The sequence below is a fragment of the Bosea sp. NBC_00550 genome (assembly GCF_026020075.1).
Taxonomy (GTDB): Bacteria; Pseudomonadota; Alphaproteobacteria; order Rhizobiales; family Beijerinckiaceae; genus Allobosea.
Genome location: NZ_CP102772.1, coordinates 2,683,894 through 2,698,685 on the forward strand (window position 1 = coordinate 2,683,894; position 14,792 = coordinate 2,698,685).

The following is a 14,792-nucleotide window of genomic DNA, read 5'->3' on the forward strand; positions in this document are numbered from 1 at the left end:
AACATATTTTTTGGACCTATATACGTAGTTGACCTTGGAGTTAGCCCTTGAGGTGGACGGTTAGAAGCGAGGCAATTGACCGGCGACCCAGGGTACGCCCTCAGCCAAAGCGGGGGTCTTCGAAACCGGCCCCTGTGCGTGTGTCTTTATCAGGCGCTATGCGCACCAGGCCTACCTGCAGTTTGCATCGATGCTCGCTATGCCAAAGCCGCGCTCGCCATGGCATCAAACAAGACCGACGCGAATGATGCGGATGGCTTGGCCCATCTGCCGGAAGGCGGCTTTTATTGTGGGGTATCTGCACCATCAGCATATGGCATCATCTGCCATTCACCTTCGTCATCCTCAACGCGGCCGTCATTTCGGTACCGCGCGAGCTCTATGAAGCCGCCCGCGTCGATGGCGCCACCGCTCTGCAATCGCTGTGGACCATCACCATCCCCATCATCTTGCCGGCGGCAATGCTGGCGATCCTGTTCCGCTATATCTTCGCCTTCCGCATGTTCAGCGAGGCGTGGCTGGTGACCAAGGGCGGGCCAGTCCAGCTCACCGAGATACTGGGCACCTATCTCTATCGCGCCGGGTTCAGGTTCTCCGACTTTGGTGCCGCCGCGGCGACAGGCTGGCTGATGGTGGTCGGGTCGCTGGTTCTGGCGTTATTTTACCTGCGAACTATGAATCGAAAGTCATTCGCCAATGACCAGGTCGCTTAAATTCGCGCTCAGGGCCATCCTGATTTGCCTGATCGTCGTATGGTCGCTCTTTCCTGTCGCCTATATCGTCGTCAATTCCTTCAAGTTCCAACGCGACATCTTCGCTTTCCCGCCAAGAATTTTCTTTACGCCGACCTGGGGTAACTACGCCGATTTGTGGAACAACTACCCTGACTTCCTCGGCTTCGTAGCCAACAGCCTCGTCATCTCGATTCTCGCGACCCATGCTGTCGGTCTTTGCGGCCGCTTGCGCCGGCGACATCTATTCGCGCTGTCGCTCAGCGCTCTTGTCCGCATCGCCCTTCTATCTCATCGCCATCCGCCTGCTGCCGCCCCTCGTCATCACCATTCCGCTGTTCCCATGGGTCAATCGGCTCGGCCTCGCTGATAGCCACCTGATCCTCATCCTGCTCTACGCAACCTTCTGGGTGCCTGAATGTGCTGATCATGAAGGAGTTCATCGATCAGATTCCCAGGGAGCTCGACGAGTCAGCCACCGTCGACGGCGCTAGCGAGAGTCAAATTTTGCGCTACGTTATCGCGCCTCTCGCTGTCCAGGGCATGGTGGCGTGCGCGGTATTCGTCTTCGTCTTCTCGTGGAACGAGTATGTCTACGCCTTCATATTCACCATTCAGCACGCAAAGACGACGCCGCTCATCTTGAGCGAACTGATGGATCCAGTCACCGGCACCAATTACGGCGTCCTGTTCGCGGCCGCGACCGTCCAGCTCGTTCCCATCCTGATCGTCGTCATGGCGTTGCAGCGCTTCCTGGTCGCGGGCCTGACGACGGGGGCGGTCAAGGGGTGATGCTCGTTTAATCGCCGGCCTGTCGCGGGGGAGCCGACAATATCGGGCTCTGTTGCAAACTCTTTCTACGTCCGGTTTCGGATTGGGCTCCAGCCTCTTTCGGAGAGATCCCATGTTCAAAGGCCGCCATTTCGAGCCGTCTGCGATCGTGCTTTGCGTTCGCTGGTATCTGGCTTACGCACTGAGCCTACGCGACCTTCGGGAAATGATGGCGGAGCGTGGCATCAGCATTGACCACTCGACGATTCATCGCTGGGTCGTTCATTTCTCACCCTTGCTGCTTGAACGCTTCAACCGGCGCAAGCGCGCGGTGACCGGGAAATGGCATATCGACGAGACCTACATCAGGGTGCGTGGACAATGGATGTACCTCTACCGCGCCATCGACAGCGTCGGCGACACGGTGGAGTTCCATTTCAGCGAGCATCGCGACCTGCCGGCGGCCAAGGCTTTCTTCAGAAAGGCTCTGGAGCGCCATGATCGACCGGATCGCGTCGTCATCGACGGTAGCCAAACCAACCGGGCGGCGGTCGTGTCCTGTGATGCGATACATCGATTGCAGGATCGGTCACGGCGCCGGCTGAAACCGATCCAGGTCCGCCAGAGCCAATATTTGAATAACCGCATCGAGCAGGATCATCGTCGAATCAAACGTCGTGTTCGGCCGATGCTTGGTTTCAAATCTCTCGCGACCGCCAGCGTCGTCCTATCCGGCATCGAATTGGTTCACATGATGCGGAAACGGCAGGCAAGGTTTGCCTTAAACCCCTCCCCGTCCATTGCCGAGCAGTTCACAATCCTCGCAGCATAAACCAGGCCCGACATGAAACGTCTTTGACCACGCCAGAATTTGCAACGGAGCCGATCGGGGTCGTGAGTTGGCCGCCGGTGGCGCGACTGGTGAGAGGGGAGGTGCTGGCAGGGTCGGCGCTTCGAGGGACTGTTAAGAGAACGTTACAATTGCCCCCTAAGCAGTGCTCTGATGACCCAGCTTCGGATCGCGCGACAATCACCCGCTTTATGTCCAACATATCAGCTAATAGTATCTTAAAATTGCGGTCTTCGTTTCCATATGGCCAACAATTGGGTTGCAACTGCCCTTTTGATGGATATGGTCTAGTTGAATTCTGGCGGATAGGTGGACGCATTTGACATCGATCGAAGAGCTTTCAGCCGTCGAACGCACGGTCGGCGGAATCAGAGAGTTCATGCGTGCTGGCCGGCTGAAAGTCGGCGACTCCCTGCCGACCGAGGCCGAACTCGCGTCTCAATGTGGTGCCAGCCGCAACACGGTCAGAGAAGCGCTTCGGACTCTTAGGGCGTATGGCATCGTGGAGACGCGGCAGAAGGCCGGCGCCGTCATCACCGATCGGCGCCAGGACGCCGTCATGAACGTCTTTTCTTTCGCGATGGACCTGTCGGCCGGGACGTTTCGCGACATCCAGAGTTTCCGGCAGATCATCGAGACGAGCATCGGCGGTCAGCTCATCGCCAAGATCGACATCGCCATGATCGACGCGGCCGAGGCCGCCAACCACGCCATGGCGAATGCATCCGACGCCGCTTCGGCCGCGCCGCTCGATTTCGCCTTTCATCGCATCATCATCGACGCGGTCAGCAACGAGACGCTGTCCGAGATCTATCGGATGTTCAAACCGTTGATGATCAAGGCGATCGAGATGGGCAAGGCCCGCGATCTTTCTGCAGCTATCGAGGAGCATAGGCTTATTCTGCAGGCGCTGCGCGACAAGGACGCCCTCGCCTACGCCTTCCATGCGGCCTCGCATGCCCGCTTCGGGATGGAGTGCCTGAGCGAAGCGGCTGTGGTCGCGGGCTAGCTGCACGGCATAGAAGTCCGGGCTCGTGGCCCGGCAGGTTCTGGGACGGGGACTGTCAGGATGATGAAGACAATGATCGCGGCGGCGCTGGCATGCGGCGCTCTTTATGCCAGCCTGCCGGCCTCGCCGGCGCTGGCCCAGCAGTCCAACTTGACGGTGGCGGTCAACGACCTGCCCCGGACGCTCGATCCCGGCGAGACGCCCGGCAATGTCGATGTTCGCGTGTACTACAACATCTTCGACACGCTGATCCGGCGCGACTTCGCCCATCCCGCGGCCGATGGCGGGGCAAAGCTCGTTCCGGGCCTGGCGGAAAGTTGGGCCTGGACATCCCCGACGACCTTCGACGTCAAACTGCGGGACGGGGTGACGTGCCATGACGGCACACCTTTCGATGCAGACGATGTCATGACAACATTTTCGTCCGAGCGCCTCTGGGGCGCCGACAGCTACTATCCGGAGGGACGCGTCTATTTCGGCATGCTGAAGGACGTGCAGAAGCTGGATGGTCGGACGGTGCGCTTCGTCACCGCCGCGCCCGATCTTGCGCTCGAGCACCGGCTGTCCAGCTATATCTCCTTCGTGATCTGCGACAGCGCCTGGAACGCATCGCGCAAGGAGGGGGTCGGCCACAAGGTCTGGATGGCGGAAGCCGCCCGCGCGCTTCGTGCCAAGCCGATCGGCACCGGACCTTATCGCTTCGTCGACTACACCCGCAACGACAGGTTGCGGCTGCAGGCCTTCGACAAGTATTTCGAAGGCAAACCCGCCGCCGAGATGGTGACCTTCCGCTCGGTGCCGGAGGTCTCGGCTCGCGTTGCCGGCCTGATCGCCGGCGATTTCGACATCATCGTCGATCTGCCGCCCGACCAGTGGAAGAACATCGCGAAATATCCGGATCTGAAGTTGATGCCGGCGGCTTTGGAGAACACCCATGTCGTGACCTTCAACATGAACGATCCGGTGCTGGCCGACAAAAAGCTGCGCCATGCCATGAGCCTGGCGATCGATCGCAAGGCGCTGGTCGATTCACTGTGGGACGGCAAGACCTACACGCCCAACGGTCATCAACTGGAAAGCTTCGGTCCGCTCTATATCAAGGACCGCCCGGGCTATACCTTTGACCTCGAAAAGGCCAAGCAGCTCGTCAAGGAAAGCAGCTACAAGGGCCAGGAGATCGTCTACCGGCTGGTGCCGAGCGTCTATCTCTACGGGCCGGAAGCCGCGCAGAGCATGCAGGAGATGTGGCGCGCAATCGGCGTCAATGTTCGGCTTGACTTCGTCGATTCCTCCAAGGACCAACAGAAACCAGGCCAGCAGCTGACGCCGTGGTCGAACACCTTCCGGATCCCCGATCCGACCGGCTCGCTGCTGGTACTATGGGGGCCGGAATCGGACATGCAGAAGGGCCAGAAGCTCTACAAGGCCAATCCGGAGTTCAACGAGCTCGCCCGGGAGCTCTACACCTCGAATGATCAGGCCGAACGTCGCCGCATCTTCGCCCGCGCGCTCGACCTGTTCGAGGACGATATGCCGATGACGATGCTCTACAACCCGGCTCCGGCCTATGCGACGAAGAAGATCATCAACTGGATGCCCTATTCGCATTACTACATGGACCTGCGCCCGACGAACTTCTCATTCGCCAAATGATCGGCGTGCCGGCGTCGGCGACCTCCGGCGCACTGATACGATTGGGCCGCGCATCGTGCGGCCCATGCCTTCGCAATGACCGCTCCACCAAAGACATCGAGATGACATCGTGACGAAACCTTTGGTGATCGCTCATCGGGGCTATTCCGCCCGCTATCCCGAAAACACGATCGCCTCCTATGAGGCGGCGATCGCAATGGGCGCCGACATCATCGAGAGCGATGCCCGACTGTCGTCCGACAGCGTCGCCTTCTCCTGCCATGATGCGGATTTCAAGCGGCTTCTAGGCGATGTCCGCACGGTGGCGGAGATGACAGAGGCGGAACTGAAGGCAATCGTCCTTCCCGACGGCAGCCGTCCCTTGCTCCTGGAGGAGGTGCTCGAGCAGATCAGCCCGTTCCGCAAGGTGCTGATCGACGTCAAGACGCAGGACGCCGCGATCATCGACGTCGTCATCGCCGACATCCGCAAAACCGGCGCGCTCGCCGATGTCTGGGTAGGTGTGCGCGATCTCAACCAGGCCAGGCAGATCAAGGCGGCGGAGCCCAACGTTGCCGTGCTGGCCTTCCTACCGGACTACACGCGCGCCGCCGAGTTCGCCGCGGCCGGCGCCACGGCCTTCCGCGTCTGGGAAGGCCATCTCGGGCAGGCGGCCGTGCAGGCGCTGTTTCCCCGCCTGCCGGTGTGGGTCACAATGGGGCATATGGAAACGCCCTATTGTGTCGGTGATACGGATCCGGAGCGTCTTGCGAAGGTATTGGCGCTGAAGCCAAGCGGGGTCCTCATCAACGACCTGTCGTTGATGCTGCCGGCGCCTGCACGCGACTTCGACTGAGGAAATCGCGTTGGCCAGCTCTTCCATCGGCTTCAAGCTTTTGCGCGCCGTACTCACGATCTGGATCGTGACCACATTCACCTTCATGGCCCTGAACCTGTCGGGCGATCCGATCGAGGCGCTGGTTGGCGACCAGGCCTCGCCGGCGACAATCGCGGAATACAGGGCGAAGTTCGGGTTCGACCGGTCGCTGCCCGAGCAGTACCTGTCCTATCTCTGGAACATCGCGCATGGCGACTTCGGCGTCTCGCTGTCGGACCAGCGGCCGGCGCTGGACCTGATCCTCCAGGCGCTGCCCAATACGGCGCGGCTCGGGCTCACCGCCTTCGGCCTGGGCGTGACGCTGGGCGTGTTACTTGGCATCGCGGCGGCGCTGAATCGGAACTCCACGATCGACCGATTGGTAATGAGCTTCGCGGTCTTCGGCTTCAGCATACCTAGCTTTTTCCTCGGCATCATCCTCATCCTGCTCTTTGCAGTGCAGATCCGCCTGCTGCCCAGCTCGGGGGCGGATTCGCTTGCTCATCTCGTGCTGCCGGCGATCACGCTCGGTACCAATTTTGCCGGCATCTTCGCGCGCTTCACGCGTTCTTCGATGCTCGAGGTGCTCAACCAGCAATATATCACGGCGGCGCGGGCGCGCGGCATTCCCGCCTTCTCGCGCGTCCTCATCCATGCACTGCCCAATGCCGCCATCCCGATCCTGACCGTGATCGGCCTCAAGCTCGGCGACCTCGTCGCCGGCTCGATCATCGTCGAGACCGTGTTCGCCTGGCCCGGCATCGGCCGCCTGCTTGTGGGTGCGATCAATGCGCGGGATTTTGCCGTGGTGCAGGCGATTGTGATCCTGACCGCGATCACGATGGTGCTGGCCAACCTTTTGGTCGACGCAGCCTATGTCCTGGTCGATCCGCGCATGCGGGAGCAGGGCCGATGAGCGAGATGGCCGCCCCAGAAGCTCCTCCCGTCGCTCGCGCGCGACGGCGCTATCCTCCGCTGCTGGTGATCGCGGCGCTGGCGTTTCTGGCTACCATCGTGGCCGTCTTCGCGCTGGCCGACCTGCTTGCACCCTTCGACTATCGCGCCCAGGCGCTGCGCAACCGCCTCGCGCCGCCGGTCTTCCTCGGCGGTAGCTGGAGCCATCTGCTAGGCACCGACGAACTCGGCCGCGACACCTTCAGCCGCTTGCTTTTTGCCATTCGCTTCAGCCTTCTGGCCGCTTTCGGCGGCACCGTCATCGGCGCGCTGATCGGCACCACGCTCGGCTTCATCGCCGCGCATTTCCGCGGCGTAGTCGAGGAAACAATCGTGATGCTGGCGGATGTGCAGGCCTCGCTGCCGTTCATGCTGATCGCATTGTCGCTGATCGCCGTCTTCGGAAGCAGCTTTCTGCTCTTCGTCATCATCATGGGGTTCTATGGCTGGGAGACGTTCGCGCGGCTGACGCGCAGCGCCGTGCTCGCAACCATGGGCAAGGGCTATGCTGAGGCGGTCACCGCGCTCGGCGCGACGCCCGCACGCATCTACCTGAGACACGTCCTGCCTAATATTCTCGGCGTGCTGATCGTCCAGTTCTCGCTGAACTTCCCGCAGGTCATCCTTCTCGAGGCCTCGCTCAGCTTCCTCGGGCTTGGCATCCGCCCGCCGCTGACGAGCCTGGGCCAGATGCTCGGCGCGGGGCGCGCCTATCTCACCACCGCCTGGTGGATCGCCGTGATACCGGGCCTGGTGATCTTCCTGACCACCGTCTCGATCTCGATCATCGGCGACTGGCTGCGCGATCGGTTCGATCCGACCTTGCGCAACACCTGACGCCATTGGGTCCCGACACAATAGGAGTACAGGGGGAGCATGGCGTTCCATCGCTTTACCCCGACCAGCTATTCGAATGTCGTGTCCATCGATCATCGAGACGGACGCTTGCTTCTTCACCGTCGTCCCGACGGAGAAAATGCTAACGCGGCGACGACTGATGACGAAGGGCTACCGACCCGAGATTTCGATAACCGCCCCATGGTTCACTGCTCAGGAGCATTGCGGGGCATGCCTGGTTGTCGAACTGGCTCCGTTGCAAATTCTGGCGTGGTCAAAGACGTTTCATGTCGGGCCTGGTTTATGCTGCGAGGATTGTGAACTGCTCGGCAATGGACGGGGAGGGGTTTAAGGCAAACCTTGCCTGCCGTTTCCGCATCATGTGAACCAATTCGATGCCGGATAGGACGACGCTGGCGGTCGCGAGAGATTTGAAACCAAGCATCGGCCGAACACGACGTTTGATTCGACGATGATCCTGCTCGATGCGGTTATTCAAATATTGGCTCTGGCGGACCTGGATCGGTTTCAGCCGGCGCCGTGACCGATCCTGCAATCGATGTATCGCATCACAGGACACGACCGCCGCCCGGTTGGTTTGGCTACCGTCGATGACGACGCGATCCGGTCGATCATGGCGCTCCAGAGCCTTTCTGAAGAAAGCCTTGGCCGCCGGCAGGTCGCGATGCTCGCTGAAATGGAACTCCACCGTGTCGCCGACGCTGTCGATGGCGCGGTAGAGGTACATCCATTGTCCACGCACCCTGATGTAGGTCTCGTCGATATGCCATTTCCCGGTCACCGCGCGCTTGCGCCGGTTGAAGCGTTCCAGCAGCAAGGGTGAGAAATGAACGACCCAGCGATGGATCGTCGAGTGGTCAATGCTGATGCCACGCTCCGCCATCATTTCCCGAAGGTCGCGTAGGCTCAGTCCGTAAGCCAGATACCAGCGAACGCAAAGCACGATCACAGACGGCTCGAAATGGCGGCCTTTGAACAGGGATCTCTCCGAAAGAGGCTGGAGCCCAATCCGAAACCGGACGTAGAAAGAGTTTGCAACAGAGCCCATCCCGTTTCCATGGGTCTACAATGTCGGGGCCACGCTCGAAGGCTTCGCCCGGGTACGCGCATTGGCCAAAAGCGAGGCACTCGTGATCCCCGGCCCCGACCCGCAGATCATCGTGCGGTTTCCGCCGTCTCGGACGCCGCGAAGGGCTTCGTCGTCCGGCTCGATTGAGTGTCCGCCGCGACCAGTCGAGGTCGCGGCGGCGCGTCATCGCCTGCAATCAGGGCTTCTGCATCTGCAGAACGTTGGTCTCTTCGTCGTTGCGTGCGGCATAGGACACCTTGTCCTTGCGCCCTGCCCAGATCGCGTTGAGCGTGACGACGGGGATCGTCGAATAGTCCTTGATCGACATCTCCATCGCCTCGATCAGCATGGCCTTGCGCTTCTCGTCATCGACCGTGGTGATCGCGGTCTCGATTAGGGCGTCGAGCTTGGGATTGGAGTACATGGTGCGGTTATTGGCGCCCAGGCGCTTGTTGTTGTCGAGCGTGTGGACCAGCGACTGCAGGATGTAGGAAGTCTCGCCCGAGAGCGAGCCCCAGCCCGACATCTGCAGTGAATACTCGAGCCGCGCCGAGGCGGGGAAGAAGACGGCCCGCGGCGTCGCCGCCACGATCGCCTTGATGCCGATGCGGTTGAGCATGCCGCCGAGTGCGGTGCAGACCGCCGCGTCATTGGGCAGGCGGTCGGAACTGCAATGCAGGGTGATGCCGAAGCCGTTGGGATAGCCGGCCTCGGTCAGCAACTTCTTGGCTCCGTCAGGATCGAACTTGTCAGGCTTCAGAGCGGTGCTGGTCGCCCAGAGACCGTCGGGCGAAAGCTGGCCGGCGGCAATGCCCTGGCCGTGCATCACGCGATCGACGATGGCCTGGCGGTTGATCGCCATAGACATCGCCTGACGAACTCGGATGTCTTTCATCGGATTCTTGGTCATCGGCTTGCCGTCGGCATCGGTGACGAAGGGCGATTGGTCGCGACCGACTTCAGGATAGACCATGAAGTTGTAGACCGACGGCGTCTGGAAGACCGCCACGGTGGCGTTCTTCTTGAGCTGCTCAACGTCGACGGACGGGACGTAGTTGATCAGATCGACATCACCCGCCAGGAGCGCCGCAACGCGCGACTGGTCGGCGAGGATTTCCTTCATAACGATCCGCTCCCAGGGCTGCTTGCCACCCCAATAGGCATCGTGACGAGCGACGACGAGGTCGCCCTTGGGCTGCCACGACACGTATTTGTACGGCCCCGTTCCGATCGTCGCCTTGCCGGACTGGAAGTCCTCCTGCGTCGGAGTGCCGAGCGATTTCGGCAGGATGAATATCTGGGCAAGGTTGCGCGGCAGCAGCGGCGTCGGCGTACTGGTAATCAGCCGGACCTTGAGCGGCGAGATCACCTCGACCTTCGAGATTCCGGTCATGTAGAGCATCATGCCACCGGTTGGGCCCTGCGCGTTCGGCACGCGCTCGATCGTGTACTTCACGTCGTCCGCAGTGAAATCGCTGCCATCATGGAACTTGACGCCGGGGCGCAGGTCGAATTCCCAAATGTTGTCATCGATCAGCTTCCATGCGACCGCCAGCGACGGCGTCGGCGCCAGCGTCTCGTCGCGCGAGACCAGCGTGTCATAGATATTGCGTATCACCGATACGGAGTTGCCGAGCGAGCCGAAATGCGGATCGAGCGCGTCGGTGCCCGAACGCAGTCCGATCGTGAGGGTCTGCGACAGGGCAGGCGCGGGAGCAGTCAAGCCGGCCGCGAGAAGGCCGATGGCGAAAGCCGAGGCGGCAACACGTAACGACTTCATCGGAAATCCTTCCTGTTCTCGAATTGCGGTTAGGCCGGTCGTGGATCGGGAACAAAGCCGGGCGGGCACTCAGGCGGCTACCACCTCCGCCCTGCCGAAATTCTTGACGCCCATCTCGGTGAAGCATTCCGAAAGCGCATCCATGGCGCGTCCGATATCCTCGGGCGTGACGATGCCGATATTGGCGATACGGAAGGTGTTGGCGGCGGCGAGGCGGCCCGGAAAGATGATGAAGCCGCGCTTCTTCATCCCTGCATAGAGCAGGCTGAAAGAGTAGTTCGGGTCGTCTGGATCGTGGAAGGTCGAGACGATCGGCGAGGCATGGGCGTCGTCTACCAGCGTGTGGAAGCCCATCTGCCGCATGCCGTCGACGAGGCGGCGCCAGCTCGCGCGATAGCGGGCCTGACGCCCCGTCACGCCGCCCTCCTCTTCATGTTCCTTGCAGGCCTGCGCGAAGGCGAGCAGTAGATGTGTCGCCGGCGTGAAGCGGAACCCGCCAGTGCGCTCGAAATGCTGGTTCTGGTCCCACAGATCGAGGCTGAGCGAGTGACAGTTGCCCTTGCACTCTTCGAGCACGGCCTTCTTAGCGATGACGAAGGCTAGGCCTGGAGGCGCCTGCATGCCCTTGTTGGCCGAGAAGATGACGGCGTCGTAGCCGAGCTTCCTTGCGTCCAGATCGATGATGCCGAAGGAGGCGACGGCGTCGATCAGGAGGCCCTTGCCATAAGCCTTGCAGACCTGGGCTATCTCGTCGATCGGGTTGAGGATGCCGGTCGAGGTTTCGCAATGGACCACCATGACATGGGTGATCGCCGGGTCCGCCTTGATCGCATCCTCGAACTGCTTGCGAGTTGGCGGCGAGTAGGGCTGCGTGCGGAACGAGGCGTAGTTCAGCTTGAGATGCTGGCAGATGTCGACGATGCGATCTCCATAGACGCCGTTTGTGTGGACCAGCAACTTGCCGTCGCGCGGGACGAAGGTACCGATCGCGGCTTCCGTCGCGTACGTGCCGGAGCCGACCAGCGGCACCATGGTGTGGCTGCCGGCGCCGTTGGTGATCTTGATTAGGTATTTCGCGATGGCGGCTACCTTCTCGGCCATGACCTCCTCGCCGGAGGAGTAGTCATGCAGCATCGCCTGTTTCGTCGTCAGCGAGATCGAGCACGGACCCGGGGTCAGCAGCAGGGGTTCGTCAAAGATGTCGGTCATGACCAGTCTCCTTGGGTATCTCTATGGGATCGGGCAGCGGTTCTGAGAGCGGGTCGACGGCCGGCGCGCCGGCGGCAATACGCGCAGCGCGGCTCTCATGCCTTGTCAGGAAGAGAGTCGATCCGACGATGACCAGCGCGCCGGCGACGGTCCAGACATCGGGAATTTCGGTGAAGACGAGATAGCCGGCGATCGTCGAAAAAATCAGCCTGACATAGTCGATGCTGGCAAGCGACGACGCTTCCGCAATCCGAAAGCCGAGGATGTTCACGTACTGACCCACCGGGCCGAACAAGCCGATGAGCCCCAGCGCCAGCAGTTGCCCGGCGTCGGGCGTTTTCCAGACCGCGAGCCCCGGCCCGAGCGAGGCGACGGTGGTGATCAAGGCGACATAAACCATGATTGCCAGCGGGCTCTCATGCCGCGAAAGGAGCTTGGTCACGAGCAAAAGCCCCGCGCCCATCATCGCCCCGAGCAGTCCGGCGAGCGCCGCCATGTCGAACCCGGACAAGCCGGGGCGCGCGACGAGCAGCACTCCGGCAAAGCCGGCCGCCGTCGCGAGCCAGCGCGGCAGGCGCACGATCTCGCCCAGCACGATCTGTGCGAAGACCACGATGAATAGCGCCTTGGTGAAGCTAATCGTCGTCGCGGCAGCCAGCGGCAGTTGCCCGAAGCTGTAGAAGTAGCAGTACAGGCCAGCGACGCTGAAGGCGCCACGCAGGAGATGGAGCTTGAGATGTTGGGTGCGCAGGATGCCGACGCCTGCACCCGAGCGGATCACGAATGGGACGACAATCAGCATCTGGGCGGCGCTGCGCACCAACACGACCTGCTCCGTCGCCATCGTCGGCCCCAATAAGCGCGCAGCGACGACCTCAACGGTGAACAGCAGATAGGCGAGCACGACGAACGCCGCACCCTTGAGATTGACCGACATCTGCCGCCATTCCTGCGCCGCGCGCGAGTGGCGTCCGGCTTTCCCGGTCATGCCGATCATGCCGCGACACCGCCATCGTTGAGGTGGCAGGAGGCGAGATGGCCGTCGGCAACCATCTTCAACGCGGGGGTCTCGGCCTTGCAGCGCGGTCCGGCCAAGGTGCAGCGCGGATGAAAATGGCAGCCGAGAGGGGGATGGAGCGGCGACGGGATCTCGCCTTCGACGGGCTTGAACTGACGCCTTTGCCCGTCGAGCAGCGGCACCTGGTCGACCAGAGCACGGGTATAGGGGTGGCGAGGGGCCGCAAACAGCGCCTCGGTAGAGGCGCTTTCGACGACGCGGCCGAGATACATGATCACAATGCGGTCCGACAGGAATCGGACAACGTTGAGATCATGGCTGATGAACAGATAGGTCAGGCCCAGACTGTCCTTGAGATCCATGAAAAGGTTTAGGATCTGGGCTTGGATCGAGACGTCGAGCGAGGCGACGGCCTCGTCGCAGACGAGGAAGTCGGGCTTCACCGCCAGTGCACGCGCGATACAGATGCGCTGTCGCTGGCCGCCCGAGAACTGGTGCGGAAAGCGCCGCCGAAGCGATGGATCGAGCCCGACCGTCTCGAGCATCGAGGCGGCATAGTCGTCAGCCCCGGAAACCGGCACCAGCCCGTGGGCCACAGGCGCCTCTGAGATCATCTGGCCGATCCGCATGCGCGGGTTCAATGACGCATAGGGATCCTGGAAGACCATCTGGACATGGCGCGTGAAGTCGCGCCGCTTGTGAGGCGCGAGATTGGCGACGTTGCCGCCCTTGTAGAAGAGGTCACCTGCGCTCTGCTGGTGAATGCCCGCGACGACGCGCCCGAGGGTGGATTTGCCGCAGCCGCTTTCGCCGACGAGCCCGACGACCTCTCCCGGCATGATCGAGAGATCGACCCGGTCGAGCGCATGCACCCGCTCCAGAACGGGCTTGCCGCCGAGGCAGGCGGCGAGGCGCGAAGCCCAGTCCGCCTTTCGCCCGAAGCTCTTCGATACCTGCGCCAGCTCGATCACCGGGTGCATGGTGCCGCCGACCGAGCGCGCCGGCTCCAGTACATCGTCGCGTTGCTGTGACCGCGCCATGCTCATGCCGCGACGCCCCCCTGCCGGGGCAGGATGCAACGGACCATTCGTCCGGCCGCAAGCGCGACGGCCGGCGGCTCGATCGCGCAGGCGTCGATCGCCCAGGTGCAGCGGCTGAGGAAGGCGCAGCCCGCCGGCAGATCGAGCAGCGAGGGCGCCATGCCGTTGATCTGTGCCAGACGGCGACCACGCATCTGCGAGCCCGGCACCGACGCGATCAGCCCACGCGAATAGGGGTGGAGCGGACGGGTCAGCACATCGGCGACGGGCCCGTGCTCGACGATCCGGCCGGCATACATCACCGCGACATGGTCGGCGAGGCCCGACACGATCGACAAATCATGCGAGATCCAGATGACGGCTGTGCGCTCCTCGCGCGCCAGGGTCTGCATCTCCGAGAGGATCTGGCTCTGGATTGTCACGTCGAGCGCCGTGGTCGGCTCGTCGGCGATGATCAGGCCAGGCCGATGCAAGAACGCGATCGCGATGGCGACGCGCTGGCGCATGCCACCGGAGAACTGGTGCGGATATGCGTCGAGACGCTCGTCCGGTGAGGCGATGCCGACCTTGCCCAGCGCGGCCCGGGCGCGCTCGCGGGCCGCCTGCTTGCCCACGGGGTCATGGGCGAGCACGGCCTCGATCATCTGCGTGCCGATCTTGAGGACCGGATTTAGGGTCATCATCGGGTCCTGGAAGATCATCGCGATCTGCCGGCCGCGCAGCGCCCGCAGCTCGGACTGGCGCAGGCCGACCAGCTCGCGGCCGCCATAGCGGACGCTGCCGCCGACGATCCGGCCCGGCGGATCGACGAGGCCGATCAGGGAGAAGCCCGTTACAGACTTGCCTGAGCCCGACTCTCCGACGAGCCCGAGGACCTTGCCCGGCATCACGTCGAAGCTGACGCCGTTGACGGCCTTCGCCACACCCGAGCGCGTCCTGAACTCCGTCCGGAGGTCCTTCACCGAGAGAATGGGCTCCACGACGTTCCCTTCTC

The 14,792-nt window shown here is 62.3% G+C and carries 15 protein-coding genes and 2 pseudogenes; 11 read left to right on the forward strand and 6 right to left on the reverse strand.

Annotated elements, in window-relative coordinates; translation table 11 throughout:
• Positions 1–97: 97 nt before the first annotated feature.
• The 11 genes and pseudogenes from NWE53_RS12835 to NWE53_RS12880 form a co-directional block, all read left to right on the forward strand.
• Positions 98–288 (forward strand): annotated as a pseudogene (locus tag NWE53_RS12835) (IS110 family transposase); the annotation flags it as partial.
• Entirely contained in the window at positions 288–713 is a 426-nt protein-coding gene (locus NWE53_RS12840) for a carbohydrate ABC transporter permease (RefSeq protein WP_265054647.1), read from the forward strand. The pseudogene NWE53_RS12835 and the gene NWE53_RS12840, both read left to right, overlap by 1 nt.
• On the forward strand, positions 697–1,101 hold the full coding sequence (locus tag NWE53_RS12845) for an ABC transporter permease family protein (RefSeq protein WP_265054648.1): 405 nt from the start codon (positions 697–699) through the stop codon (positions 1,099–1,101). Before NWE53_RS12840 ends, NWE53_RS12845 begins: the two co-directional genes overlap by 17 nt.
• Before the next feature lie 59 nt (positions 1,102–1,160).
• A complete protein-coding gene (locus NWE53_RS12850; protein ID WP_265054649.1) occupies positions 1,161–1,523 on the forward strand; it encodes a carbohydrate ABC transporter permease in 363 nt (120 codons plus the stop codon).
• Positions 1,524–1,635: 112 nt separating this feature from the next.
• The gene (locus NWE53_RS12855; protein WP_265054650.1) at positions 1,636–2,334 is read left to right on the forward strand and encodes an IS6 family transposase; all 699 of its coding nucleotides are present in this window, start codon (positions 1,636–1,638) and stop codon (positions 2,332–2,334) included.
• Between the two features lie 337 nt (positions 2,335–2,671).
• A pseudogene (locus NWE53_RS30020) lies at positions 2,672–2,887 on the forward strand (FadR/GntR family transcriptional regulator); the annotation flags it as partial.
• A 24-nt stretch (positions 2,888–2,911) separates the two neighbouring features.
• A complete protein-coding gene (locus tag NWE53_RS12860; RefSeq protein WP_265054651.1) occupies positions 2,912–3,361 on the forward strand; it encodes an FCD domain-containing protein in 450 nt (149 codons plus the stop codon).
• Positions 3,362–3,421: 60 nt separating this feature from the next.
• Positions 3,422–5,014 (forward strand): ABC transporter substrate-binding protein, encoded by a 1,593-nt coding sequence (locus NWE53_RS12865; protein ID WP_265054652.1) that lies wholly within the window; start codon positions 3,422–3,424, stop codon positions 5,012–5,014.
• A gap of 109 nt (positions 5,015–5,123) precedes the next feature.
• Positions 5,124–5,849 carry a glycerophosphodiester phosphodiesterase gene (locus tag NWE53_RS12870; RefSeq protein ID WP_265054653.1) on the forward strand — a complete coding sequence of 242 codons (726 nt, stop codon included), beginning with the start codon at positions 5,124–5,126 and terminating at the stop codon, positions 5,847–5,849.
• Between the two features lie 10 nt (positions 5,850–5,859).
• Complete coding sequence (locus NWE53_RS12875) at positions 5,860–6,786, forward strand: ABC transporter permease (RefSeq protein WP_265054654.1); 927 nt, start codon at positions 5,860–5,862, stop codon at positions 6,784–6,786.
• 5 nt (positions 6,787–6,791) lie between these two features.
• Complete coding sequence (locus NWE53_RS12880; RefSeq protein ID WP_442865026.1) at positions 6,792–7,661, forward strand: ABC transporter permease; 870 nt, start codon at positions 6,792–6,794, stop codon at positions 7,659–7,661.
• A gap of 301 nt (positions 7,662–7,962) precedes the next feature.
• Here NWE53_RS12880 and NWE53_RS12885 read toward each other — a convergent pair whose 3' ends face one another.
• From NWE53_RS12885 to NWE53_RS12910, 6 genes are all read right to left on the reverse strand, one after another.
• Complete coding sequence (locus NWE53_RS12885) at positions 7,963–8,661, reverse strand: IS6 family transposase (protein WP_265054901.1); 699 nt, start codon at positions 8,659–8,661, stop codon at positions 7,963–7,965.
• Positions 8,662–8,947: 286 nt separating this feature from the next.
• Entirely contained in the window at positions 8,948–10,531 is a 1,584-nt protein-coding gene (locus NWE53_RS12890; RefSeq protein WP_265054656.1) for an ABC transporter substrate-binding protein, read from the reverse strand.
• Between the two features lie 69 nt (positions 10,532–10,600).
• Positions 10,601–11,740: a 2-aminoethylphosphonate--pyruvate transaminase gene (locus tag NWE53_RS12895; protein ID WP_265054657.1), complete on the reverse strand. Its 1,140-nt coding sequence runs from the start codon at positions 11,738–11,740 to the stop codon at positions 10,601–10,603.
• On the reverse strand, positions 11,724–12,728 hold the full coding sequence (locus tag NWE53_RS12900; protein WP_265054658.1) for a DMT family transporter: 1,005 nt from the start codon (positions 12,726–12,728) through the stop codon (positions 11,724–11,726). Before NWE53_RS12900 ends, NWE53_RS12895 begins: the two co-directional genes overlap by 17 nt.
• Positions 12,729–12,733: 5 nt before the next feature.
• Positions 12,734–13,738, reverse strand: a complete 1,005-nt coding sequence (locus tag NWE53_RS12905) for an ABC transporter ATP-binding protein (RefSeq protein ID WP_265054902.1) — start codon at positions 13,736–13,738, stop codon at positions 12,734–12,736.
• A 62-nt stretch (positions 13,739–13,800) separates the two neighbouring features.
• The gene (locus NWE53_RS12910; protein WP_265054659.1) at positions 13,801–14,778 is read right to left on the reverse strand and encodes an ABC transporter ATP-binding protein; all 978 of its coding nucleotides are present in this window, start codon (positions 14,776–14,778) and stop codon (positions 13,801–13,803) included.
• Between the last annotated feature and the right edge of the window lie 14 nt (positions 14,779–14,792).

Bases quoted from the DNA above. Each gene is read 5' to 3' on its own strand.
- NWE53_RS12845 (WP_265054648.1), top strand. From the start codon at position 697: ATGACCAGGTCGCTTAAATTCGCGCTCAGGGCCATCCTGATTTGCCTG.
- NWE53_RS12850 (WP_265054649.1), top strand. From the start codon at position 1,161: ATGAAGGAGTTCATCGATCAGATTCCCAGGGAGCTCGACGAGTCAGCC.
- NWE53_RS12855 (WP_265054650.1), top strand. From the start codon at position 1,636: ATGTTCAAAGGCCGCCATTTCGAGCCGTCTGCGATCGTGCTTTGCGTT.
- NWE53_RS12860 (WP_265054651.1), top strand. From the start codon at position 2,912: ATGAACGTCTTTTCTTTCGCGATGGACCTGTCGGCCGGGACGTTTCGC.
- NWE53_RS12865 (WP_265054652.1), top strand. From the start codon at position 3,422: ATGATGAAGACAATGATCGCGGCGGCGCTGGCATGCGGCGCTCTTTAT.
- NWE53_RS12880 (WP_442865026.1), top strand. From the start codon at position 6,792: ATGGCCGCCCCAGAAGCTCCTCCCGTCGCTCGCGCGCGACGGCGCTAT.
- NWE53_RS12890 (WP_265054656.1), bottom strand. From the start codon at position 10,531: ATGAAGTCGTTACGTGTTGCCGCCTCGGCTTTCGCCATCGGCCTTCTC.
- NWE53_RS12895 (WP_265054657.1), bottom strand. From the start codon at position 11,740: ATGACCGACATCTTTGACGAACCCCTGCTGCTGACCCCGGGTCCGTGC.
- NWE53_RS12900 (WP_265054658.1), bottom strand. From the start codon at position 12,728: ATGACCGGGAAAGCCGGACGCCACTCGCGCGCGGCGCAGGAATGGCGG.
- NWE53_RS12905 (WP_265054902.1), bottom strand. From the start codon at position 13,738: ATGCACCCGGTGATCGAGCTGGCGCAGGTATCGAAGAGCTTCGGGCGA.